The organism is Desulfopila sp. IMCC35008 (assembly GCF_010646885.2).
Classification (GTDB): Bacteria; Desulfobacterota; Desulfobulbia; order Desulfobulbales; family Desulfocapsaceae; genus Desulfopila.
The window spans coordinates 4,796,775-4,819,583 of the sequence record NZ_CP050700.1; the positions used below are offsets into that span (position 1 = coordinate 4,796,775).

Annotated in this window: 23 protein-coding genes; 14 read left to right on the top strand and 9 right to left on the bottom strand. The window is 50.4% G+C overall.

Annotation, left to right across the window (positions count from 1 at the left end):
* The first annotated feature begins 77 nt into the window (after positions 1-77).
* The 10 genes from nifH to GA520_RS20675 all read left to right on the top strand — a co-directional run bounded on the left by nifH (position 78) and on the right by GA520_RS20675 (position 7,601).
* Positions 78-905, top strand: a complete 828-nt coding sequence (nifH, locus tag GA520_RS20630) for a nitrogenase iron protein (protein WP_163337470.1) — start codon at positions 78-80, stop codon at positions 903-905.
* A 26-nt stretch (positions 906-931) separates the two neighbouring features.
* On the top strand, positions 932-1,279 hold the full coding sequence (locus tag GA520_RS20635; RefSeq protein ID WP_163337471.1) for a P-II family nitrogen regulator: 348 nt from the start codon (positions 932-934) through the stop codon (positions 1,277-1,279).
* The gene (locus tag GA520_RS20640; protein WP_163337472.1) at positions 1,276-1,650 is read left to right on the top strand and encodes a P-II family nitrogen regulator; all 375 of its coding nucleotides are present in this window, start codon (positions 1,276-1,278) and stop codon (positions 1,648-1,650) included. Before GA520_RS20635 ends, GA520_RS20640 begins: the two co-directional genes overlap by 4 nt.
* 90 nt (positions 1,651-1,740) lie before the next feature.
* Positions 1,741-3,375 carry a nitrogenase molybdenum-iron protein alpha chain gene (nifD, locus tag GA520_RS20645; protein WP_163337473.1) on the top strand — a complete coding sequence of 545 codons (1,635 nt, stop codon included), beginning with the start codon at positions 1,741-1,743 and terminating at the stop codon, positions 3,373-3,375.
* Between the two features lie 26 nt (positions 3,376-3,401).
* Complete coding sequence (gene nifK / locus GA520_RS20650; RefSeq protein WP_163337474.1) at positions 3,402-4,775, top strand: nitrogenase molybdenum-iron protein subunit beta; 1,374 nt, start codon at positions 3,402-3,404, stop codon at positions 4,773-4,775.
* A 113-nt stretch (positions 4,776-4,888) separates the two neighbouring features.
* Positions 4,889-6,049, top strand: a complete 1,161-nt coding sequence (locus GA520_RS20655) for a NifB/NifX family molybdenum-iron cluster-binding protein (protein WP_163337475.1) — start codon at positions 4,889-4,891, stop codon at positions 6,047-6,049.
* Between the two features lie 16 nt (positions 6,050-6,065).
* Complete coding sequence (locus GA520_RS20660) at positions 6,066-6,368, top strand: ferredoxin (protein ID WP_163337476.1); 303 nt, start codon at positions 6,066-6,068, stop codon at positions 6,366-6,368.
* The gene (locus tag GA520_RS20665) at positions 6,334-6,828 is read left to right on the top strand and encodes a GNAT family N-acetyltransferase (protein WP_163337477.1); all 495 of its coding nucleotides are present in this window, start codon (positions 6,334-6,336) and stop codon (positions 6,826-6,828) included. Before GA520_RS20660 ends, GA520_RS20665 begins: the two co-directional genes overlap by 35 nt.
* Positions 6,829-6,837: 9 nt before the next feature.
* A complete protein-coding gene (locus GA520_RS20670) occupies positions 6,838-7,275 on the top strand; it encodes a HEPN domain-containing protein (RefSeq protein WP_163337478.1) in 438 nt (145 codons plus the stop codon).
* Positions 7,276-7,292: 17 nt separating this feature from the next.
* Positions 7,293-7,601 (top strand): hypothetical protein, encoded by a 309-nt coding sequence (locus GA520_RS20675; RefSeq protein ID WP_163337479.1) that lies wholly within the window; start codon positions 7,293-7,295, stop codon positions 7,599-7,601.
* A 9-nt stretch (positions 7,602-7,610) separates the two neighbouring features.
* Here GA520_RS20675 and GA520_RS20680 read toward each other — a convergent pair whose 3' ends face one another.
* On the bottom strand, positions 7,611-8,165 hold the full coding sequence (locus GA520_RS20680) for a zf-TFIIB domain-containing protein (protein WP_163337594.1): 555 nt from the start codon (positions 8,163-8,165) through the stop codon (positions 7,611-7,613).
* Between the two features lie 194 nt (positions 8,166-8,359).
* On the opposite strand from GA520_RS20680, the gene GA520_RS20685 reads away from it, so the two are divergent.
* A complete protein-coding gene (locus GA520_RS20685; protein ID WP_163337480.1) occupies positions 8,360-8,746 on the top strand; it encodes a hypothetical protein in 387 nt (128 codons plus the stop codon).
* Positions 8,747-8,760: 14 nt separating this feature from the next.
* On the opposite strand, the gene GA520_RS20690 is transcribed toward GA520_RS20685, so the two are convergent.
* Positions 8,761-9,804, bottom strand: coding sequence for a Gfo/Idh/MocA family oxidoreductase (locus GA520_RS20690; RefSeq protein WP_163337481.1), 1,044 nt, complete (start codon positions 9,802-9,804; stop codon positions 8,761-8,763).
* An 18-nt stretch (positions 9,805-9,822) separates the two neighbouring features.
* Positions 9,823-10,878 carry a glycosyltransferase family 10 domain-containing protein gene (locus tag GA520_RS20695; protein WP_163337482.1) on the bottom strand — a complete coding sequence of 352 codons (1,056 nt, stop codon included), beginning with the start codon at positions 10,876-10,878 and terminating at the stop codon, positions 9,823-9,825.
* 256 nt (positions 10,879-11,134) lie between these two features.
* On the opposite strand from GA520_RS20695, the gene GA520_RS20700 reads away from it, so the two are divergent.
* Positions 11,135-11,764, top strand: coding sequence for a PA14 domain-containing protein (locus tag GA520_RS20700; protein WP_163337483.1), 630 nt, complete (start codon positions 11,135-11,137; stop codon positions 11,762-11,764).
* A 63-nt stretch (positions 11,765-11,827) separates the two neighbouring features.
* Here the strand turns inward: GA520_RS20700 and extKL are convergent, their stop codons facing one another.
* From extKL to GA520_RS20720, 4 genes are all read right to left on the bottom strand, one after another.
* A complete protein-coding gene (gene extKL / locus GA520_RS20705; protein ID WP_304511347.1) occupies positions 11,828-13,030 on the bottom strand; it encodes a multiheme c-type cytochrome (seleno)protein ExtKL in 1,203 nt (400 codons plus the stop codon).
* Between the two features lie 267 nt (positions 13,031-13,297).
* A complete protein-coding gene (locus tag GA520_RS20710; RefSeq protein WP_163337486.1) occupies positions 13,298-13,909 on the bottom strand; it encodes a hypothetical protein in 612 nt (203 codons plus the stop codon).
* Positions 13,910-14,005: 96 nt separating this feature from the next.
* Positions 14,006-14,245, bottom strand: coding sequence for a DUF5320 domain-containing protein (locus GA520_RS20715; protein WP_163337487.1), 240 nt, complete (start codon positions 14,243-14,245; stop codon positions 14,006-14,008).
* Positions 14,246-14,313: 68 nt separating this feature from the next.
* Positions 14,314-14,715, bottom strand: a complete 402-nt coding sequence (locus GA520_RS20720) for a PadR family transcriptional regulator (protein WP_163337488.1) — start codon at positions 14,713-14,715, stop codon at positions 14,314-14,316.
* Between the two features lie 252 nt (positions 14,716-14,967).
* Here GA520_RS20720 and GA520_RS20725 point away from each other — a divergent pair, with 252 nt between their 5' ends.
* Positions 14,968-16,677, top strand: a complete 1,710-nt coding sequence (locus GA520_RS20725) for a Na+/H+ antiporter (protein ID WP_163337489.1) — start codon at positions 14,968-14,970, stop codon at positions 16,675-16,677.
* Between the two features lie 48 nt (positions 16,678-16,725).
* On the opposite strand, the gene GA520_RS20730 is transcribed toward GA520_RS20725, so the two are convergent.
* Positions 16,726-18,231, bottom strand: a complete 1,506-nt coding sequence (locus GA520_RS20730) for a methylenetetrahydrofolate reductase C-terminal domain-containing protein (RefSeq protein ID WP_163337490.1) — start codon at positions 18,229-18,231, stop codon at positions 16,726-16,728.
* Positions 18,232-18,553: 322 nt separating this feature from the next.
* On the opposite strand from GA520_RS20730, the gene GA520_RS20735 reads away from it, so the two are divergent.
* Positions 18,554-21,196 carry a response regulator gene (locus GA520_RS20735; protein WP_163337491.1) on the top strand — a complete coding sequence of 881 codons (2,643 nt, stop codon included), beginning with the start codon at positions 18,554-18,556 and terminating at the stop codon, positions 21,194-21,196.
* 59 nt (positions 21,197-21,255) lie between these two features.
* Here the strand turns inward: GA520_RS20735 and GA520_RS20740 are convergent, their stop codons facing one another.
* Entirely contained in the window at positions 21,256-22,809 is a 1,554-nt protein-coding gene (locus GA520_RS20740) for a hypothetical protein (protein ID WP_163337492.1), read from the bottom strand.

Below are 22,809 nucleotides of genomic sequence, written 5' to 3' on the forward strand. Positions count from 1 at the left end.
TATGAACCATCAGACTATGAGCATGGGCATTGTTGAATTGAACGCAAACTCGACAACAACCTCAAAGGAGAACAACCATGAGAAAAGTAGCTATTTATGGAAAAGGCGGAATCGGCAAATCAACTACAACCCAGAACACCGTAGCAGGTCTGGCAGAGATGGGACGCAAGGTTATGGTCGTCGGCTGTGACCCGAAGGCGGACTCAACCCGCCTGTTACTTGGTGGTCTGGCTCAGAAATCTGTTCTCGACACCCTGCGTGAAGAAGGTGAAGACGTCGAACTTGACGATATCCGTAAAGCGGCCTATGCCGGTACCTGGGCCGTTGAGTCAGGTGGTCCAGAACCGGGTGTTGGCTGTGCAGGACGAGGCATTATCACCTCTATCAATATGCTTGAGTCACTGGGAGCCTATGAGGAAAGTGAAGGCCTCGATTACGCTTTTTACGATGTACTCGGCGATGTTGTCTGCGGTGGTTTCGCCATGCCGATTCGTGACGGCAAGGCAGAAGAAATCTACATTGTCTGTTCCGGTGAAATGATGGCCATGTATGCGGCTAACAATATCTGTAAAGGTATTATGAAGTTTGCCCAGTCAGGAGGTGTACGACTTGGGGGATTGATCTGTAACTCGAGAAACGTGGATAACGAAAAAGAAATGATTGAGGAACTTGCTGTTAAGCTGGGAACCCAGATGATCTACTTCGTCCCTAGAGATAATGATGTACAGCGTGCAGAAATTAACAGGAAGACCGTTATCGAGTGGAACCCCGAAGTACCGCAGGCAAATGAGTATCGCGGCCTCGCCAAGGCCATCGACGATAATGAGATGTTTGTCATTCCCAAACCACTTGAGATTGAAGAACTTGAACAACTGCTCCTCGACTACGGTCTGATGGAAGCGTAATCGAAAATTGAAACAGGAGAATTACTATGATGATTATGATTCGGGCCATTGTCAGACCGGAAAAAGCAGACGACGTCCTCGCCTCACTGATGGATGCGGGCTTCCCTGCTGTGACGAAATATTCTGTTGCCGGTCGCGGCAAACAACGAGGCATCAAGATCGGCGAAGTTACCTATGACGAGATCCCCAAGACCATGCTGCTCAGCGTTGTGAAGGAGCAGGATAAAGACTTTGTTATTGAGACAATAATGGATTCTGCCCGCTCAGGAAACAAGGGGGCTTTTGGTGACGGTAAGATTTTTGTAACAGAAGTCGAGGATGTCTACACTATCAGCTCCGGCATAAAGGAAGAAGCCGAGGAGGTAGCGGCATGAAAGAAGTTATAGCTGTTGTTCGTATGAATATGATGAACCGTACCAAAGCAGCTCTTTCAGACGCCGGCGTTGCAGCATATTTTGCCCACGAGGCCCAGGGCAGAGGGTTGGGCTTTGTAAACACCGATCTGCTGGAAGGTGCTCAGCAGGGCTACGAAGAAGCAGCAGCATTGCTTGGTGAAAAAGGAAAGCTCTACCCAAAAAGAATGATCACAGCCGTCATGGAAGATGATCAGGTGGAAGATGTCGTAGAAGCCATAATCAAGGCAAACCGGACGGGGAAACCGGGAGATGGAAAGATTTTTGTGCTGCCGGTTGGAGATGCGGTTCGTATCCGTACCGCGGAAACAGGCGTCAAATCTATCTCATAGCCAGGCCACAACCACCCGATATCACACACCACAACTTTGCACGGGACAGGTACTCGCACTCTACAACCTGCCCCCGGAGGAGAATTACACATGGGAAAAGCACAGAAAACTGTGCAGTGGGATCCCACTGACATAAAAGAAAAGCTACTTGAGAAGTATCCGCCGAAAATAGCCCGGAAACGGTCAAAGCAGATTCTTATCAATGAGGCACAGGAAAACACGACCCCGGAGATCACCGCCAACGTTCGTACCATACCGGGCATAATCACCATGCGTGGCTGTACGTATGCAGGCTGCAAGGGCGTTATCATGGGACCGACCAGCGATATCGTCAACCTGGTTCACGGCCCTATCGGTTGCAGCTTCTACGCCTGGCTCACACGACGTAACCAGTCCGATTGCCAGGGAGAAAACAACGAGAACTTCATCAACTACTGTATGTCCACCGACATGCAGGACTCCGACATCATCTTCGGCGGAGAGAAAAAACTTGAAACGGCCATCCAGGAAGCGTACGACCTGTTTCACCCCAAAGGAATCGCAGTTTTTGCCACCTGTCCGGTCGGCCTTATAGGTGACGATATTCACGCCGTCGCCAGGAAGATGAAAGAAAAATTCGGTGACTGTAATGTTTTTGCATTTAGCTGTGAGGGCTATAAAGGTGTCTCCCAGTCGGCAGGTCACCATATCGCCAACAACCAGGTTTTCACGCATCTTGTAGGTAATGGAACCGAAAAAACCCAGAAATACAAAATTAACCTGCTGGGCGAATATAATATAGGTGGTGACGGTTTTGAAATTGACCGCATACTCAAGAAATGCGGAATCAGCAACATCGCAACCTTTTCAGGAAACTCCACCTACGATCAGTTTGCCTCAGCCAACCAGGCTGATCTCAGTTGTGTAATGTGCCACCGCTCCATCAACTATGTTGCGGACATGCTGGAAACAAAATACGGCATTCCCTGGATCAAAGTAAACTTCATTGGTGCCGAATCTACAGCAAAATCGTTACGCAAAATCGCCAGTTATTTCGGCGATCAGGAACTTATCGACAAGGTTGAAGAGGTTATAGCAGAAGAAATGCCTGCTGTCGAAACGGCGATTAAGGATGTCCTCCCACGAACAGAGGGCAAAACCGCTATGCTGTTTGTCGGCGGCTCCCGCGCCCATCATTACCAGGACCTCTTCCAGGAACTGGGCATGAAGACCCTGTCTGCAGGATATGAATTTGCTCATCGCGACGACTACGAAGGACGCCACGTCATTCCCAACCTCAAAGTTGACGCGGATAGTCGGAACATTGAGGAAATAGATGTCACAGCAGATCCGGATCTTTACAAGCCCCGAAAAACGGTTGAAGAGATGAAGGCCCTTGAAGAAGCAGGATTCCCGTTCAAGGACTATGACGGCCTGATCCCACAGATGGAAAAGGACACCCTGATCATCGACGACCTTAACCAGTACGAAGCGGAAAAACTTGTAGAACTGATGAAACCGGACCTGTTCTGTGCCGGCATCAAGGAGAAGTTTTCCATCCAGAAATTGGGTGTACCGATGAAACAGCTTCACAGTTACGACTCAGGTGGCCCTTATGCAGGTTTCCAGGGCGCCATCAATTTTTATCAAGAGATCGACAGGCTGGTCAATAGCAAGGTGTGGAGCTACATGAAAGCACCGTGGCAGGAAAATCCTGAACTTTCAGCAACCTACGTCTGGGAATAAGTTAACTCTGCGCAAAAGGTATCGAAATGTTATTAAAACATACACCAACAGAAATAACAGAGCGAAAAGCTCTGATGATCAACCCGGCAAAGACCTGCCAGCCGATCGGGGCCATGTACGCCGCCCTCGGTATCAAAGGATGTCTGCCTCACAGCCATGGTTCCCAGGGGTGTTGTGCCTACCACAGATCCGCCCTTACCCGGCATTACAAGGAACCGGTTTCAGCAGCTACCAGTTCATTTACAGAGGGAGCCTCCGTTTTCGGCGGGCAGGCCAACCTGCTCCAGGCCATTAACAACATCTTCACGGTCTACGAGCCGGAGGTAATAGCAGTACATACCACCTGCCTGTCTGAGACCATTGGCGATGACCTGCCTCAGATCTTTGACAAGGCGATAAAGGACAAGAAAGTACCGGAGGGAAAAACCGTTCTCGGTGCCAATACTCCAAGCTATGTAGGCTCCCACGTTACCGGTTTTTCCAACATGGTGAAGGCGATGGCTGCCCTGGCGGAAAAGACCGGCACCAAGAATGGCAAGGTCAACATCATCCCTGGCTGGGTAGAGCCTTCGGATATGGAGGAGATTAAACGCATCGCTGCCATGATGGGGGTTAATATCACCATGTACCCTGACACCTCGGGTGTCCTGAACGGACCCCTGACCGGCGAATACAAGATGTTTCCGGACGCCGGCACCTCCATCGACGATATCAAAGCCAGTGGTGATGCCATAGGCACACTGGCCCTCGGTGAATGGTGTTCGGCAGATGCAGCCCGCTTGCTGGATACCAAATGCAAGGTACCATGCTCCATCCTTGACATGCCATTCGGCCTGCAGGCAACGGACAGATTTATTGATGCCCTGCGCCATGTTGCAGGAACCTCCGTTTCCGATGAACTGTCCCTGGAGAGAGGCCAGCTTGTCGACCTCATCTCCGACATGCACCAATATTTCTACCACAAGAAAGTAGCTATCTACGGTGACCCTGACCAGCTTATTGCCATGACGGAATTCCTGGTCTCCATTGACATGTGCCCTGTGCATATTATCACGGGAACACCTGGTAAGAAATTTGAGAAACGCATTAAGGAGATCACAGCGGACGTACCCTACGAAGTGAATGTCAAAGCCAAGGGAGACATGTTCCTGCTGCACCAGTGGATCAAGAACGAGCCGGTAGACCTGTTGATCGGCAACAGCTACGGCAAGTATATCGCCCGTGACGAAGACATCCCCTTTATCCGCTGGGGCTTCCCGATTCTTGACAGGCAGGGACACCAGTATTTCTCAACCACCGGTTACAGGGGCGGACTCAGAATGCTGGAGAAAATTCTCTCAGCCCTGCTTGATCGGCTTGACCGGGATAACCCGGAAGAGAAGTTTGAACTCGTTTTCTAAACCCGCATCGTAAAACATCCGGGTTGCCGCCATCCCGCAAGATCCTAGAGGGCATGACCGCAACCCGGCTACCATTCCGGGTTTTTCTGAATATCGACTGGAGCGAAAACAATATGGAGACATCCAGCAACACTACCCAAACCAGCTGTATTGGCCCTGACCATCATCCTGGCATGATCCGGTTGCCGATCGCTCCCCGGGTCAACCACCGAATCAGGTTTGCACCACTGACGGAAAAGAAAGAACAGCATATTTTCCCGGCAGAGGCTGTCAGAAAAGTGGAAGAACTTGTCACACACGGCTCCACCACCGACACTGTCCTGCTTTACGGCCCCGGTGACCCGCTCGCCGATATAGATTCAACGCTTGAAACGGTTCAACTGTTACAGGCACGCTTCCCAGAACTTGGCATCATCGTACGCACTTTAGGGGTCAATGGGTTAAAACACACAGACAAGCTACAGAAGGCTGGCATTAAGGAAATCGAACTTATCCTTAATGGTGTGGACACCTCAATCCAGGAGAAGATTTACGCCTGGGTTCGTCCCGGTTTCAAGACTCTGCAGCTCGCTGAAGGAGTTGCGGTTCTTCACAGCGAACAAATGAAGGCTATCCAGGCTTTTAAGGATGCCGGATTGCGAGTTCGCCTTATCACCACCCTCTACCCGACTGTTAACGACGACCACCTTGTCATTCTCGCCAAAAGGGCGGCCGAACTGGGAGCTGACGAAATCGTCCTCAACCCTTATAGCCCGGAAGAAGGCGCAGATATCGTTCTGCCTGCACCGGAAAATGAACAGCTGGACAAACTGGTTGCATCAATGAACACCATTTTGCCAACCACCAAAGGACGGCCCATTGCCATCGGACCACTTGCCTCAGGGGGCATCAATACCATGCCTAAACCGAGCAGTGCCAGGCCGAATGTGGCGGTGGTCAGCACCAATGGAATGGACATTGACCTGCATCTCGGTCAGGCTCCACAGATACTGGTGTATGGGCCAAGAGAAGACGGCCTCGCCTGTCTGCTGGAATGTCGACCGGCACCGGAACCGGGTACCGGGAGCGAGCGATGGGACCTGCTCGCCAGTCGTATACAGGACTGTTTCGCCCTGCTCACTGCCAGCGCTGGCGAGAGACCGAAGAAAATACTGAGTGACCACAATATTCAGGTCATCATCAGCAATGATAACATTGAAGGCACCGTAGACGCACTCTACGGTGGTGGAAAAAAAGGAAAAGGTTGCGGTAAACAAAAGCAGCCATCAGTTTAAATAAGAGGAAAAGCACATGGCAACACCAGAAAAACAGATACTCGTTTGTCAGAGTTTCAGGCTGAAAGGAGATCCTAAAGGCATTTGTCACAAGCAGACCGATGGTTTTCTGCAATATATTGAAGAGGAGATCCTTGATCGCGGGCTGGACATGCAGGTTGTAGCTACCGGCTGTCTCAAGCAATGTGAACAAGGCCCCGTTATGGTGATCCAGCCGGAAAACTTGTGGTTCAAGGGCGTAGACAGCGAAGAAGCCATCGATGCCATACTTGACGGGTTGGAAGATGGAGAGCCAGCCGCAGACTACCTGCTCTCATAAACAAGTGTCAGCTAACGATTTTTCTATACGAGTCGCCCGGAAGGGCGACATCGACGAGATGATCCGGCTGCTCCAGTATCTCTTCAGCCATGAAGACGACTTTCATTTCATTCCGGAACATTGCCACAAGGGACTGGAGATACTGATTGAAGATGATAATAGCCGGGTCCTTGTGGCGGTGCGTGAGAACCGTGTCATTGCCATGTGCAGCGGCCAGCAAAACGTCTCAACCGCCATGGGAGGGAAATCCTTATTGGTCGAAGACGTGGTTGTTAACGCTCAAGAACAGGGCATGGGAATCGGCACGGCCCTGCTCAACAACCTTGCCGGATGGGCACGCAACCAGGGGTGTAAACGAATGCAACTCCTGGCGGACGAGACCAACAAAAAGGCTCTTGATTTCTACCAGCGCCGCCATTGGGGCACAACCAAACTTATCTGCCTGAAAACCTTATTGTAAACTGATGCCATGATACCCCCTCTCCAGATACAGCCAAGAGAAAACATCATCCCCATCGACGACTGGCAGGACTACCTGCACGACGGTGAGAAATTTCTGAAGACAGCAGCCTCCGCTTTTGAAAAAGGCAAAAAAGCTTTTAGCGAGGAGTCCCTGTATAACATCACAGCGATGGCCATTGAAAAATTCATCATGGCCTTTCTCATGAGAAACGGGGACCTGGCAGAGAACCATACCATGATCGACCTGGCAGCAGCCCTGAAGCGCCATCTCAAGGTCATGCCGGCAGAGTTGGAGCAAAAGCTTGAGTTCCTCGGCTCCTTCCAGGAAATCTGTGATATGGATCAATACCAGTGCACCATTCCTACCAAAGAGGAGATCCGGAAAATCATCGATACCGGGCAGGAGGTACAGGCCCTGCTCACCCCCTTTCTTATCGACGAATAACACCAACCGGCAATACCATGACAATACCCTACAGACCACTTGGCCTTATCAAGGAGATGATCGATACCATCGGTCTTGAAGTCACCTACGTGTATGAGGACCTTGTCTTTATACAGCACAATGCGTTCCTTTTGCAGATGGGAGAACAAGGCGAGGATGTCGGCGTACGATTCAATACCGAATCCAACCCTCAGGCCCGAACCGAACTGATCGGACGCCTTGCCCGCGCAGCTTCACCACTCAACCTGGTCATCAGTGAGCAGGGACTCTTTCGGTTGAGCCATGAGGAAGGGGAAGAGAACTTCCAGATCGAATTCCTGGAATAAGAGTCATCCTTACACGGCATGGGTTGGGCGGCGGACCTGGGACATCATTTTAGCCAGCTCCTCCTGAAACAACCCGACTGCGCGGGATCTACAGGGATGGGCACTGATTTTCCCGGCCAGCTGTATTATTTCATAATACAGCTCTTCACCCAGAGCCTCTTTATCCAACCTGGTAATCTCCTGCTCCTGATGCTCCCGGCGCTTCTCTCGTTGCCATGCTCGTGACCACAATTGCAGCAGGTTGGTTTCAAATTGGCTTTCTGATACTTTCTGCCACTCCCCTTTGTCAAACCAGATACCATTACACTGAACACATTTTTCCAGGTAAAAGGGCTGCTCCACTTCAATTTTTGTGCGAGTCAGAACCCCGTGTCCACCAGGGCAAAGCCCGGTTTTATGATCATGGTCAGGGTTTTGATGACCTCCCGAAGAAAAGTCTGCCAACTCCTGCATCCTGGGTAAAGCGTGCGATTCAAGCCACAACCCGCCGCATTTGGGACATGTAAAAGGTAAATTCTCATCATTTTGCCTCAGTTCAACACCCTTGCATTTCGGACAATACATGGCTCCACTCCCATCACTATTGATATGATTTGCAAAGACCCATCAGTTAAAACTTGGGTCAAATGGCTGAAGGATTCAGGATCCTCAACACTTTTTCTGGTATTTTTACTGCCGATATGGGAAACTGACGCTTCTACCAACACAGATCTATCAGCTTCGACTATTCTAAATAACAACAATATCATGGAGAAACAATGATACGCGACCTGTCACTGGCAGCAAAATCTGCCTGCAGCAAGGAAGATCAGGCAACACTAATCCCCATTGTCAGGAAACTCAAGGAACTCGCAGAAGTCGCGACCAAATCGGGATTACTGACCCTTGAAAATGAATTATCAAATCTTGAGGATCCGTTCCTGAATCTTGGTCTGCAGCTGATTATCGACAGAGTGGAAGCAGATAACGTACGTGACGTCCTCGATTCTGACATTTATTATAATGAATCCAACGGACGGGAGTTACTGAAAAAAATAATTATCCGCGAAGGCCTCCTGCGGATTCAGGCGGGCGACACACCGCGCAACGTAGAGATCTGCACCAAGGTCTTCCTGGCCAAGGTTGACAGGGAAGCCTGGAGGTAAACTCTCCAAGACGGTTATATTTTAATCGTTCTGCCTTCCCGGTGGCTCTCCTGTACCGCTTCAATAATCCGAACGGTCACGAGAGCCTCTTCAGCGGTCATGGCTATTGGGGCACCATCACGGATTACCGCAGCAACGTTATCGTAAAAATGCATATAGTTGCCGGGCAGGGTCGGGACCGTCTCACGCTTACTCACCGAATTAACACGGGTGTGCAGCACTCCCCATTTCTCTTCTGCATCCTCCCCCCAACCCGAATCAAGCGGGCGGCACCCCGCCTGCATATCGTCTTCTTGCGGGTCTACTCCATATTTCACAAACGACCCGTTGCGTCCATGGATTACGTATCGCGGTCCCTCTTCCAGGACCAGAAGCGATGACCGGAGTGTGGCGTGCAATCCCGAATAGTGGAGTCGCACCGTAAAACCATCACTAACGGAACTGCCCTCGCGTTGAGTCACCAGATGCCCGGTAACGGCCTCCGGCCTGCCAAACAGGCATACAGCCTGGTCGATGATATGGGTCCCGAGATCATGCAGGATCGAGATGCCCGGTCCCGCAGTTTCCTTCCAAGGCTTGCTGTTCAGGGAAGGTGCATAGCGATCATACGATGCATCGTAGCTGACAATCTCTCCCAGTTTACCTTCTTCAATTATCATCCGGAGGGTCATGAAGTCACCGTCCCACCGCCTGTTATGAAAGACAAAAAGGTGCAGACCCTTTTTCCGGGCGAGGCCAATCAACTCTTGGGCCTCCGCAACTGTCGGGGTAAAAGGTTTATCGACAATCACATGTTTTCCTGCCAGCAATGCCTGACGTGCCATCTCAAAATGCAGTGCATTCGGGGTCCCGACAACAACCAGTTCTATGGATTTATCGCCAAGCACCGACTCAAGGTTTCCGGCAATCCGCGCCCGGGGGTAGGCCCTGGCTGCACTCTCCCCCTTTCTCTGCAGGATAACAGCCAGTTCAAACCGGTCTGCGGCTTCCAGAAAAGGTGCATGGAAAATGGCACCCGAAAGACCGAACCCGAGTATCGCAGCTTTAATTTGTGTCATGGAACTCTCCTGTCCTGTTCACTGTAACAGATGACGCCCTTTCACATAAATTCGTTCGGCAACGTTGCGCAGCCCGGCTAACGGCCGGACCAGGCGCATTGTCCTGCGGTTCAGGACAACTCCTCCTGCTGCCGCAGCCGGAAGTAATTCATCCTGCCTGGTTATCTCCCGGTCAATAACAGCAAACAGATTATGTTCTTCAAGTACGCGTCGACGTGCTTCCTTAATGTACGGCAAGCGATCCTCAAATTCGTTATTGGCCCGTATACTTCGTATTATATCAAGAGTTGCATCATAATCGTTAATGTCGATCGGCACGAAGCTCTCTTTCGGATAATAATCCGCGGCGTTCGGTGCTCCATGATAAAAAGGCAGGGTATAGCCAAGGAAGGCATCGGGAAGTTTTTCGGTTATGTGATGCGGTGCAACATGGTTTTCTACGATCACGTGATAACGATAGGGTTGCAGCGACTCTGCCTTATCCACCATTTCACGTACGCCACGCCCGAAAACCGCCATCTCCGGCAGATCTTCTTTTAATTGCATGGTAAAACCGACCCGTTGCGAATGAAGCGTCATACGGCCCTTCTTGCTTGAGCAAACTGTAGAAATATCATCAGTTTTCTCGATAGATTCGGCCGCAATCTCGTCATAGCTGCGGTACAAGGCCCGCTCGAAATCATAACCGTAATACCAGACCAGGCCCGGGGGCCTGAACACCACATTTCGGTGCGGCATTGCCCACGGCTCCTGGAAGGTAACAATGGTGCCGAACTGACGAAGGTAATCAGAACCGTATACGGTAACCGTTGAAGGCTCCGTGGTGATCAGCATGGTTTTCTGACGCGGACAATCCAGATGTTGCTGAACCCTGAATTTTCCGTCTTTGGGAATATCGTGGTACACCACAAGCCAGTCGTAATCACGGCAATCCACATCAAAGACAAAACGACAATTCCCCCACTTCGGCTGTAAACCGGGAAATTGACGCAGGAAGAGGTGGGGTTCGCGCCCTTTCGGCAACCCCCGTGACATAAATTTTACCGTAATTGCCTGATGGCTCACTTCACTCACGCTCCATTGTCTTAATGCACTGCTTCAGTGCGACTTGCTCAAACCCATTTCAAAAGGGACATACTAGCACGTAATCCAAAAAAGAAACAACAGAACAGGAAACGAAATTGCCCATTTTTTCTTCACGTGTATACTATTATGATACACACGTTATGATTACTACTCCGCTTCCTACATCAATGAAGGTGACTTCACAGGACGCCAGATTTACTGCAAGCTTGAAAGAAAAGCTTATTCCCCTTATTGAGGAGCCATCATGCAACCCCGAATGAAACATACATACACTCTTCTTTCCATACTGTTCGCCCTGCTATTGGCGGGTTGTTCAACCCAGCAGTCGCCCAAAACCGGCTTCTCGGCACCTGTTGAATTTGCTCCCGTCTACGTAAAAGAGCTTACTCCTGCACCGGTTGACAGTTCAACACTACAGCCGGGACTTGCCGCCACTTATTATCTCGACTTCTTTAAACGGCACCTCAGACACCTGCCGCCCGAGAGCGAGCCGGGCAAACCGGGTAAACCGATCCTGCAGATCAATCATCAATTTGACAAAAAGGTGGTGTTCGACAGTGGTTACAACCGGGGTGTGGGCATGCGCCTTACGGGTTTCATACGTTTTGATGCAACAGGCGTCTATGAAATGCAGGCCCTCTCCAATGACGGGGTATTCCTCTACATAGACGATAAGCTGGTTATCAGTGATCCGGAGCAGCATGCGGACAGGATGTCCAATGTCGGCTATGTCACCATCGACCAGGAAGGATGGTACAAAATGAAGCTGGAATATTTCCAGCGTAAAGGCACCGCAGCCCTGAAACTGTTCTGGCAAACACCGGTCGACGGCAAGCAGGTACCGGTCCCCGCAAAAGCCTATGGTCACCAATAAGAGGGTGCATCCGGTCGCATGATATACATGCGACCGGAAGACAACCCCGGTTGCCGCTTCAATCTAGTCAAGTTCGTATTCGAGCATTTTTGTGGTCGAATACACCACATCCCCCTTGCCGCCGCTGATAAAGTAGGAGAGGGTGGCCTCAATCTCCACCTTCTCCACATCGGTATCAAAGTGAATCAGGTACTGTTCCTTCCGGGTCTGCAAGGGCTGCAGGGTCAGATCGACGATCTCCTTGATCTGCCAGGCCCCATAGCGCATCCTCTGCTGGAGATCCTTACCGATCTCCCAGTAGTTTTTCCTGGTGGTAAAAAGCACTTGTTTCTCAGCATCCTTCTCGTCCGGATTAATGGCGGTCACTTCCAGGACCACTTTGCCTGACCACAGTCAGCCATCCGGCACACGGTGACCCGTCTTGTTTTCAATAAAGGCAGTTACCACAGCACTGGGTACCCATTTTGAAGGATCTTTCTTGCCTTCAAGCTGGCCTGGCAAGTGACCATAACCGGAAATTTCCACGTTAAAGCCAAGCCCTTCTTTCACGGTCTCAAGATCATGCCCGCCCGGGAAGAGATGCCCCTTTTTCATGTGACACTCCTGACAGGTTTTCGCACCGCCCTGGGCGACATAGCTGTTCTGGTAGCTTCCTGACAGGGTATTACACTGAATCATCTCTCCGTCAGGTGCATTATAAATTCCATGACACTGCATGCAAAATGATGACCGGGTAATATCGGCCAGCTCCAGTGTCTCGTGGGCATCCCCGGCATCTTCGCCGTTTGGCCCATACATCATGCCTTTTTCCGGAGGACCATTGAACCCATCAGCAACCGTACCAGCCTTCAGGTTGTGACAACTTATACAGCCAATCTTCAGCTTACCAAGCTCCTCTTGGGCCGCCTCACCCTCTGCCGTCCCCTTCTCCTTGAAGGCTGTAACGATCATCTCACCGATCTCAACCGCAAGTTTTTCCGAGGCATAGTTGACAACCGGGGCATGGCAATCAAGACACTTCAAGACCTGCCCTTTTGTAAGGGGGGTCTCCCACTCTTTTTTCAGCCCGATTTCGATAAAGTTGTGCATCCCCTTCAATGAGGAAACGACTGATTTAGCGTGCCAGGAATCGGCCCACTGGGCGTGGATCTCTTCATGACACTCCATACAGCTGGACTCATCGAACATGGTCAACAGCTCATCAATGGAATCGGCCATCTTCTCCTCTGCCGACAGTTGTAATGGCACGGAGAACAGCAGTACCATCAGCAACGGCACAATAAACCTGTTTCGTTTCATATCCCCTCCGTCTGTAATGTTACACTGATCTTTCTGCATACCCATCCACCTTGAAGGCACACAGCCTGTCACCACACGCAATATAGCATACCGGGAAGAACCAATGTTACATTGTATCACAACCGAACTGGCCAATAGAAGTTAATTCAAAGGAAATACCGATACCAGCAGAGAACAACGCCTGAAAACAAAGAGACCACCTCCTGAGAGCACAGAAGGTGGTGGAGAGTTACTTTACATGAGCTGCTTTTTCTTCATATCTGCAACAATCATCCTGACAAGCTTATTAATGTAGTCTCGTGTCATGACAGGGTCTTTCGATTCTGTCACGGCAGACCAGAGAAGCTTTCCGGATTGCACATCATACAACCAGGAAACCAGTTTCATCCTGGTTGTGTTTGTGGTTGACTGTTTCAGTACAGGATTAAAAAAGATCGGATCCGCCTCAAGGACATCCAGGGTGTCATATTTGCGTCCTGTCGCCAGCTGCTCGAAAGTTTTTACCGAGACATCCGACAAGCGGGTCACCAGCAGGGCTTTCGAACCGGTTAGTCCTATGGCGGCGATAACATCGTCATAGCTTACCGGCTTCCCACCTTCAGTCACGGTATATCCGGGAACAGCTGTCAAACCTTCGCCTTGCAGCAGGGTGACATACGAATCCTCAAACAGCCTTCTGACGGTATCCTGATGGGTGACAGCGACCACCAGGACATCCCCCTGGACAGTACCTGCCGCAGGATCGGACCATGAAGAGACCAGACGATTCGAGGCACACCCGGCCAGCAGTAAGAGACAAAATAAAAAGCACAGAAAAAGAGAAAAACGGCGGGGTTGATGGTTCATAATTTTATCCTCAGGAAACAAAAGTATTCAAGCCAGTGCTTTCCACAATACATTCTGTAGTACCTGATATCAACCCCGCCTTGTTTCCCCCTTCACTTATCTCTTATCCCGGCCACCTCCGCCTCGACCACCTCGTCCGCCACGACAGCGCCCATCATTTGCTCCCTGACCTCTGCGTAAGCCCCTTCCCTGGCCTTGGCCCCGGTCGATACTGTCCGGTAAAGGTGTGGATGTCTCGGTTCCGTCACGTTCCTGACTATCTCGTCCGCACCTTCCCATACCCCTTCCCTTTACGGGTCCTTGTCCCTGGGGTCCTGTTTTGTCTTGATTCGGCATTGCGGCCTCCTTATCCCACTCGGGATTGTTAAATTATCCGTCCGGCGCTGGTACCTCACTGCCAGGCGTCATCTTTGCCGAGACTGCTTGTCATGTGCCGCCAGAAGCCGGTCGATCTCTTCCCTGGAGCGTTTGAGATCCACAACCCAACGCTCCAGCTGCAGCCGCCCTTCTTCTGTCAGGTGATACATCTTCCGTCTCGGACCACGGCTTGTATCTCCCTCATAGGAATTGACAAAGCCGTTTACTTCCATATCTTTCATCAACCTGTAGATTATACTTGGGTCATACTCCTCCGCATCCTCCATAAATTGCCCCAGACCCAGAAGCAACTCATAACCATGCTTATCCTGGTCATTGAGCTGCAGCAAGATACATGGCTGCAGGAAGCCTAACATCCTTCTCCTTTTCCCTTTGCCTCGACCACCTCGTCCGCGACCTCGCCCAGGCGCTAAACCTTTTCCTCGCATTAGACCTCCCATTTGATCCTGTTTAATTCCAGATTAGTCATCTATAGATACTATGTCAATAGTCATCATATCACTAATTCATCATTCAAAGTGCCCTTTCTCTCACCGCTCTATTGACGTAATAATGACAGCAGGGTACGATTGCAATATTCACAAATCATACCGGACAGTTGAATATACCCTCCTGAAGATTAACGCTCTGAAAACAGGCCATACGCCCTTGGAAAGGCCGACAATATATTGGAGTTTCACATGATTCACCACGTTGAAGTACAGGTTCTCATCCTGCTTCTTATCGCCTCGCTGGTCGGCATATTTGCCCAACGGATACGATTGCCGTATACCCTGGCGTTAGTCCTTGCGGGTCTGGCGCTCAGCTTTGTTAAACTCGAGGCCCTCAGTGGCGTCAACCTGACAGCAGATCTGTTGATGCTGCTGTTCCTGCCGCCACTTTTGTTCGAGGCAGCTTACCATCTCCCGTTCGAGGATTTTAAGAAAAACAGGGCGCACATCCTGTTCCTGGCCCTGGCAGGAGTGCTCATCGCAACCACACTCACCGCCGTCGGTTCGTTCGGTGTCTTTCACACCCTGGGCCTCTTCAGCAGCTTCAACTGGGCTCATGCTTTCCTGTTTGCAGCTGTCGTCTCGGCAACAGACCCGATCAGCGTTCTTGCCCTGTTTAAGGAAATGGGGGCCCCAAAACGTCTCTACCAGGTGGTTGAAGGCGAATCACTCATCAACGACGGTGTCGCTGTTGTCATCTTTGCCATTGTTATCGCTGTTGTTGGCCTGCCCTCTAATCATGGGCCGGCAACCCCATTAAACGGCCTCCAGGAAACAGTGGCATTTGCCTGTGTCACCTTTATCAAGACAGCACTCGGCGGCATTCTGGTTGGTGCCGGCATCGGCGGACTTGCCAGCTTTATGACCCGCCAGGTGGACGACCACCTGATAGAGATCACACTCACCACCCTTGTGGCCTGGGGATCATTCCTGATAGCCGAGGAGTTACACGTCTCTGGTGTACTGTCGACCGTAACAGCAGGAGTCCTGATGGGATCGTTCGGTAAAAATTTCGGCATGAGCGCCTCCACCCGTGTAGCCGTTCAGGATTTCTGGCAGTACATGGGATTTCTCTCCAACTCCTTTATTTTTCTACTGGTGGGTCTTGAACTTGACCCGGCTGCCTTTCTCCGCAACCTGCCTGCCGTGCTGCTTGCTTTCCTGGTTGTTGTCCTGGCCCGGGCAATTGTTGTCTATACGGGTATCCCGATTGTTGATTTTTTCACCACCCCATTGCCAAGTACATGGAGGCACATACTGGTCTGGGGCGGCCTGCGCGGATCGCTCTCGATGGTACTCATCCTTGGTCTTCCTGCCGATTTTACCGGTCGATCCTTTCTTATCAATCTGGTTTTCGGCGTGGTATCCGTATCCCTTTTCCTGCAAGGGCTCACCATGGCTCCGCTCATGAAACGGCTCGGCCTGGCACCTGACTTACGAAGTACGAACAAGGATTACGAGCTGGCTCGTGCCCGCTCACTCTCCTACCGGGAAGTAATCCATGAAGCACAGAAAAAAATAGATCGCGGAATCCCTAATGAAACAAGCTACCGCAAAGTGCTCAGCTATTACAGTGACGCCCGCGAGAAGGCTCTCACCGAGATTGCCGAATACGGTGAAACCCTGGCAATGCCGAAACAATTGCTGGATGCTGCCAAATCCCTGGCCATGACAGAACGGGAGGCCCTCTCCCATGCCCTGTCTACCGAGATGATTTCATCGACGACCTGCGCAGAGTTGCTCAATGACATCAATCAGAGGATGGATGAGCTCGAAAGCGCCGCACAGGACGGTGAGGAACAATTACAGGAGGCTTTCGAACGTATCTATGGAGCCAGAACTGATGAGAACGAACATTTTCCAGAACAGGAAGCCCCATCCGCCTTCCAGGGCGGATAGCGGAATGGAGCCTGGGGGACAGGAGAAGGAAGGGAAAACCAGCAGGCGTCAAGCCGCTTTCTGGTTTCTCTGGTGATCCCGATCAAGATGGAAATTGATCCAGGAAGAGGTATTTTTCAACTCCCAGAGACGCGGGGGGACGAACTCTGCTGAGAGCTTTTCATCTTCATTATGTTTTTTCATCCGGTAGAACGCCCGCACCCAGACGCAGTATTTATCGGTGTTTACCTCGCAGTAACCATGCCTGCTCCCACCGCAGGCACCGTTCCTGGTATGTTTCGGACAACCGGATTCAGGACAGAGAAAGCCAACATGCTGTATTCCGCAATCACCGCACCCTTGACAGGACAGCAACAGCTTCTTGAATGGGTCCTCCAGAAAAGACTTCAACATCCATGAGACATTATTCTTATCGAGTGAAGTGGAAATTTTCTTATAAAACGGCGCAAGAGATGCGGACTTATCGAAAAACAGGTCATGGGCAGTACGTAGGAACACATAGTGAAAATCTTCGGTAAACCTGATCTTCAGCTCCTCTTTGGACGGTTTCGGCTGTTGCTCTTTTTCCTTATTGCCATAGAGGTAAAAATCTTTCGGCTCCCGCACCTTAAAATCCTCGACATATTGACGCCAGTCATCACCGATCTCTTCAATCCTGTCGAGAATTCTGCCAACCGTATCAAAGCTTTTGTGGATACCACCCAGATGAATCCCGTTATAGCCGATACCCTTCAGGATTGCGCCGAGTCGCGCTGTACGTTCCTCTGCAGCGGCAGGACCGTTTTTTTGCACCTCATACTCTTCAACTATATTCTTGTAGAGCTGCCGGGGGACGTACACTCCGGGCACCCGGCCTTTATGCATGACGCCGGCCGCCCCTTTGGTAAGGTGGTAAAGAGAGGCCAGGACAGGCATTTCGATCCCGTTCTCGCGGTTATGCAAAAGAAGTTCTTCATACTTGTCTATATCGTAACCGAGCTGGGTAATGGCAAAAGTAGCACCGGCGTCTCTTTTGAGCTGGAGCTTACGATACTGAACCCAGGTCTCGGCTTCAGTATACTTAAAAGGTGATACAGCACAGCCGGTAACAAAAATATCGGTATGACTGGTACGAAGAAAACGCCTGTTCAGATCGTTCAGCATTGAGGTGAGCACAACCGAGTCAAAATCAAACACCGGGGTGCCCCGACCGCCAAACCCTGTACCGGAATAGTCTCCCGTCAGAGCCAGAATGTTTTTCATGCCCATACGCGCCAGTTGCAGGGCCCGACTCTCCATACCGACCCGATTCGTATCCCTGCAGGTGAAATGAACAATGACATCCAACCCGTATTCGAGAAGCTCACTGCCGAGGGCATCAGGGCTGAGCGCCGGATTCCCCCCGGGGTTATCCGTTATAGAGACCGCTGTGATTCGCCCATCATCATAGGCATCCCGGGAGATACCCACTAACTGGTCAATTGCTGTCCCGTGTACATCCCTTCCGGGAACCAGCTCGAGGGTTACGACAAACTTGTCGGGGGTTGAAATATCATCATTAAAATTACGATTCACCGCACATCTCCTCTAAAAGACACCTGCAACAACTCTCTGATTTTCACCAAACACACGAACTCCACATACCACATCGTGGTACTTTTTGCATGTTTTTTCTTTTACTCTTTGTCAAGCAACAAACGTAGCCAACTGATTATATATTCTTTGTTCACTAAATAAATCGGTAGGAGTTGTACCCTTGGAATTTTCCTGATAGGATTCTCCCCACAACCTTTTAAACCAAATCAATGACCAGTCCAGCAGACTACCCTTCCGGTCTGGAGCTGCACGTATTGTCGTTACAGTTAAAAACACGATCACGCCTTCGGGCAGATTCCTTATGAAATTTTTTCACGGTTCAATTCGCAAAAAGCTGGTGGCACTTGTCTTTGTTGCGACCTTACCGGTGTTTCTCGTCCTCCTGGGTACAGAATTCAGAAGCAGCCAGCAGCAGCTGGCATTCGCCAAAAAAGATACAGCCCTTTACCTGAACGGCTTTGCCGAACTTCAAAACAGAATCACCAACTCCACTGAAACACTATTGCGGACTGTTGCTTCCATGCCCGCTATCCGCAACATGGATGAGGAACAATCACGAATCGTCCTCTCTACCCTGCTTGAAACAAATCCGATATATACCAATGTCATCCTGGTAAATAATAGTGGAGACGTCATTGCCGCCGGGAAAAACAACGACAAGACCAAATCGTTTAATTTTGGTGACAGAAAGCAGTTCCTGGATGCCATCTCGAAAAGAGAATTCTCGTCAGGAGAATTCGCCATCGGAAAATCATCACAGAAACCGATCTTCCCTTTTGGCATGCCGGTACTTAATGAATACGGCGCGTCGGCCGGGGCTCTCATTATCGGTGTCAGCCTTGCCCACTATGGCAAACTTTTTGAGGAGGGCAACTATCCGCAGGATACCTTTATCGGGCTCTGTGATCACAATGGTACGAGACTTTTCCGTCACCCGGCTTCCAAAAAGACTCCAATAGGTTTATCAATCAAACCGGATGTCTTCCAGACGGCTCTTGATAAAGGGGAAAAGGGATCAATTCATACGAAGTCCTCCGACGGCCGGGAACGGGTAATCCTTTTCGAGCCGATCAGGCTCAAGGAAGGTGCTTCACCGTACATCTACATGTTTATGGGATTCGATTATCAGTTGCTTAAGGCAGAGGGACAGGCGATCCTCTACAGACTCCTTATAATTTCTTTTCTATCACTGACTTTAGCCCTCGGCATCGCCTGGTTTCTCGGCAACAAAAGCATAGCCGGTCGAATCGGCAAGCTGTCCCGTGTAACAACTCGATTCAGCAGGGGAGAAAAGGAAGTATCATCCGATATCGATTACAAGGATGGTGAAATCGGCGAGCTGGCCCGCGCTTTTGACAACATGGTCACCATCATTCGACAAAGAGAGGATGAGCGAAACGATGCCTTAAAAAGGCTCGGCACAAGCGAACAACGATTCCGGGAACTCATTGAAGATGTCTCCGCCATAGCCATCTGTAGCTTTAATGAGCAGAGGATCGTTACTTTCTGGAACCCGGCGAGTGAAGAATTGTACGGCTATACCAAGGAGGAGGCGATAGGGGCTTCTATCGATGACCTTATCGTCCCCAAAGACCAACAAAGGGAACAGAAAATCCTGCAAACGAGATGGCTGGAAGAAGGAGTCAGGATACCCTCCAGGGAAATGCTGATGACAAGCAAATCAGGGGAGAATGTATCGGTTTTCTCCTCCCATGTGATGCAGGTCACGGAGGCTGGCAGAGAAATATTCAATATGGATATCGACCTGACCCCCATCAAAGCAGCAGAAAAAGAAAAAAGCGAATTGCTTTCCCAGCTTAACCAAGCCCAAAAGATGGATGCCATCGGCCAGCTTGCAGGTGGCATTGCGCACGACTTCAACAACATGCTAGGCGGCATACTCGGGGCCAGCGAGCTACTCTCTTTTCATTTACCAGACGAGCCCAAGGCTCGACAGTTACAGCAGATTATCGTCCAATCCGCAAACCGGGCTGCCAATCTTACCAGTAAACTCCTGACCTTCTCCCGCAGCTCGAACAAGGCATCATCAGCTGTCGACCTCCATGAAATCATAGCTGAGTCGGCAACTATTCTGGAGAACACCATTGATCGCCGCATCACGGTAGAAGTCGATTTCGGCGCAGAAAACAGCAGGGTTGTCGGTGACCATGCTCAATTGCAAAGTGTTATTTTAAACCTCGGCATCAATGGGTCACATGCAATGCCGAACGGTGGGAACCTTTCTATTTCTACTCGCAACACCGAGCTTGATGAGATGTTCTGCGAACTCTCCACTTTTGACCTCAATCCAGGACCATATATTGAGATCGAGGTACGCGATACCGGTACCGGTATTCCCAAAGAAAACCTGACCAAGATCTTCGAACCATTTTTCACGACCAAGGACCCTGATAAAGGGACCGGACTTGGGTTGGCTGCGGCCTACGGATCGATCAAGCAACATGACGGTGCCATTTCCGTCTATAGTGAATCAGGTAGTGCAACCACCTTCAATATTCTGTTGCCTCTCACCGATACGGAACATCAAGTCTCCCCAAAAGGAAAAACTTTACAGAAGGGTGAGGGAACCATCCTGGTAGTGGATGACGAAGAGGTCATGCGTATCACTGCAAAAGCAATCCTTGAAGACCTCGGTTACGAAGTCGTGCTTGCAGAGAACGGGGAAAGGGCGTTAAACATCTACCAACAGGATCCGGAACGTTTCAGCCTGGTCCTCCTCGACATGATCATGCCCGTCATGAACGGCAAGGACTGTTTTATCGCGCTCAAGACCGTCAACCCGGCTGTTCGGGTCATTCTCTCTTCCGGTTTTACCAGGGAGCAGGATCTCAAGGAGATGAAAGAAAGAGGGCTGAACAGTTTTATCCGCAAACCCTACAGGAGCATCCTGCTCAGTGAAGCTGTTTACGAAGCACTTCAATAAACACAGCTAAACGATAGTCGGGAACATCTTTGTCCACGACGAAGCTCTCTCGGCCGATACTATTCCCCAATATACTTAATCTGCTCTGTTATCACCTCAAGCCACCCCTGTGGGTTTTTACTGTCCACCCAGGTAGGGAAATTCGTTGCGGCATCCGTTACCACAATCTCCGGAATGCTGCCTGCAAGCCCGCCCTCGTCATTGACTGTAGCCACAGTAGTGAGCCAGAAAAAGCGTCGTTCTCCTGCCACATCCTTTATGTACGGACGGTTTTCAACCGGTTGATTCTTGGACCAGTCGTAGTTTTTCTTGCTCTCCATCACCTTGGTTGCAATGGCAGAAGCACCGGTAAGGCTCTCTTTTTTACTGGAATGATCATATATATAGACGTTGCGGTCCATACCATCGCCGGGGATGAAGAGAGAGAGGGATAGGCCATGCTTCTTCTCATCAAACGGTTCCAGCCCAAAATAATGGTACAACCCCTTCTTGCCTCCGACTCCATCAAACAGGAGTACATAAGGCATTTCGTTATTGTTACCCTCCATTTTCGGAATGCGGATATCACCTTCATGATAGGTCCGTATGGGACTCAGGAATCCTTTTTGAAACTTAAAGGATTCCGCCACCTTTCTAGAGGAAAGATAGGGGATGAGATTTTGTCCCTTGAGGTAATCATACCGCCCGATCTCATTACGCGGAACAAACTCTCCGACGCCCAGCGTCACCCGTTTCAAGGTGGCGAGAAAACCCGTATCTTTTGAGGAGGTCTGATGAATAATATGAACACCGGCAAATTCGATATGCGGAAAGAAAAGCCCCCGGTACCTGGCCAGGGAAATGAGCTGCACCCAGTTCCCCTCCCCATCCGGGATAACCTTGACGTTGGTCGGGAAATGATTGAAATACCGCATCGGGCTCAGCGACTTGATAGCATTGGTCCGCACATTCCTGGAAAACAGCAGGTGCTCACCCGTCCCAAACAGCACATCCTCACGCCTTGAAAAATCAGGCGACGCGGAAGTTGCAGAAATAACAAACAGCTCCTTGATTTTCCCCTTCAGGAGCTTCTGGCCAAGATAGGTGGGAAAGATCTCCATCACCCACTTTTGTTTTCCGGACTCCAGCACCAGATCCGGAATCGTTACCGATTCTGTCTCGTTTATCTTTTCACTGGCCTGTACATAAATAGAATCCAGGGGCTGGACCCGTTCCGCCACAGTCAGGGGAAGTGAATCAAGCTCGACGATGTGCAGCGCCTGCTGCCGAAGATACCCCGCAATATAGTGCTGGGTACCGGTGAGCACATAGACAACCACCAGACAGCTGACAAGAAGCGTGAGAGGGACCACGATCTTATAGGTAATTCTGAGCATTCGTGCCGCTGACAAAAACAACATATAACCAACGAAAAACACAAGGATAAAACTGTATTCCCGCACCACCAGGAACATCGGCTGTATCTGGGCTCGCAGCAGAAAGAGCATCGCAGCAGAGAGCAGTGCCCCCGCCAGGAATTTCAGCTTGTGCCGTCGTAAAAAAACGATAAATCTGGTACGGATTTTATCCCGCGCCACCTCAAACCAGCTTTCTTCCTGCTGCACCTGCTGCAT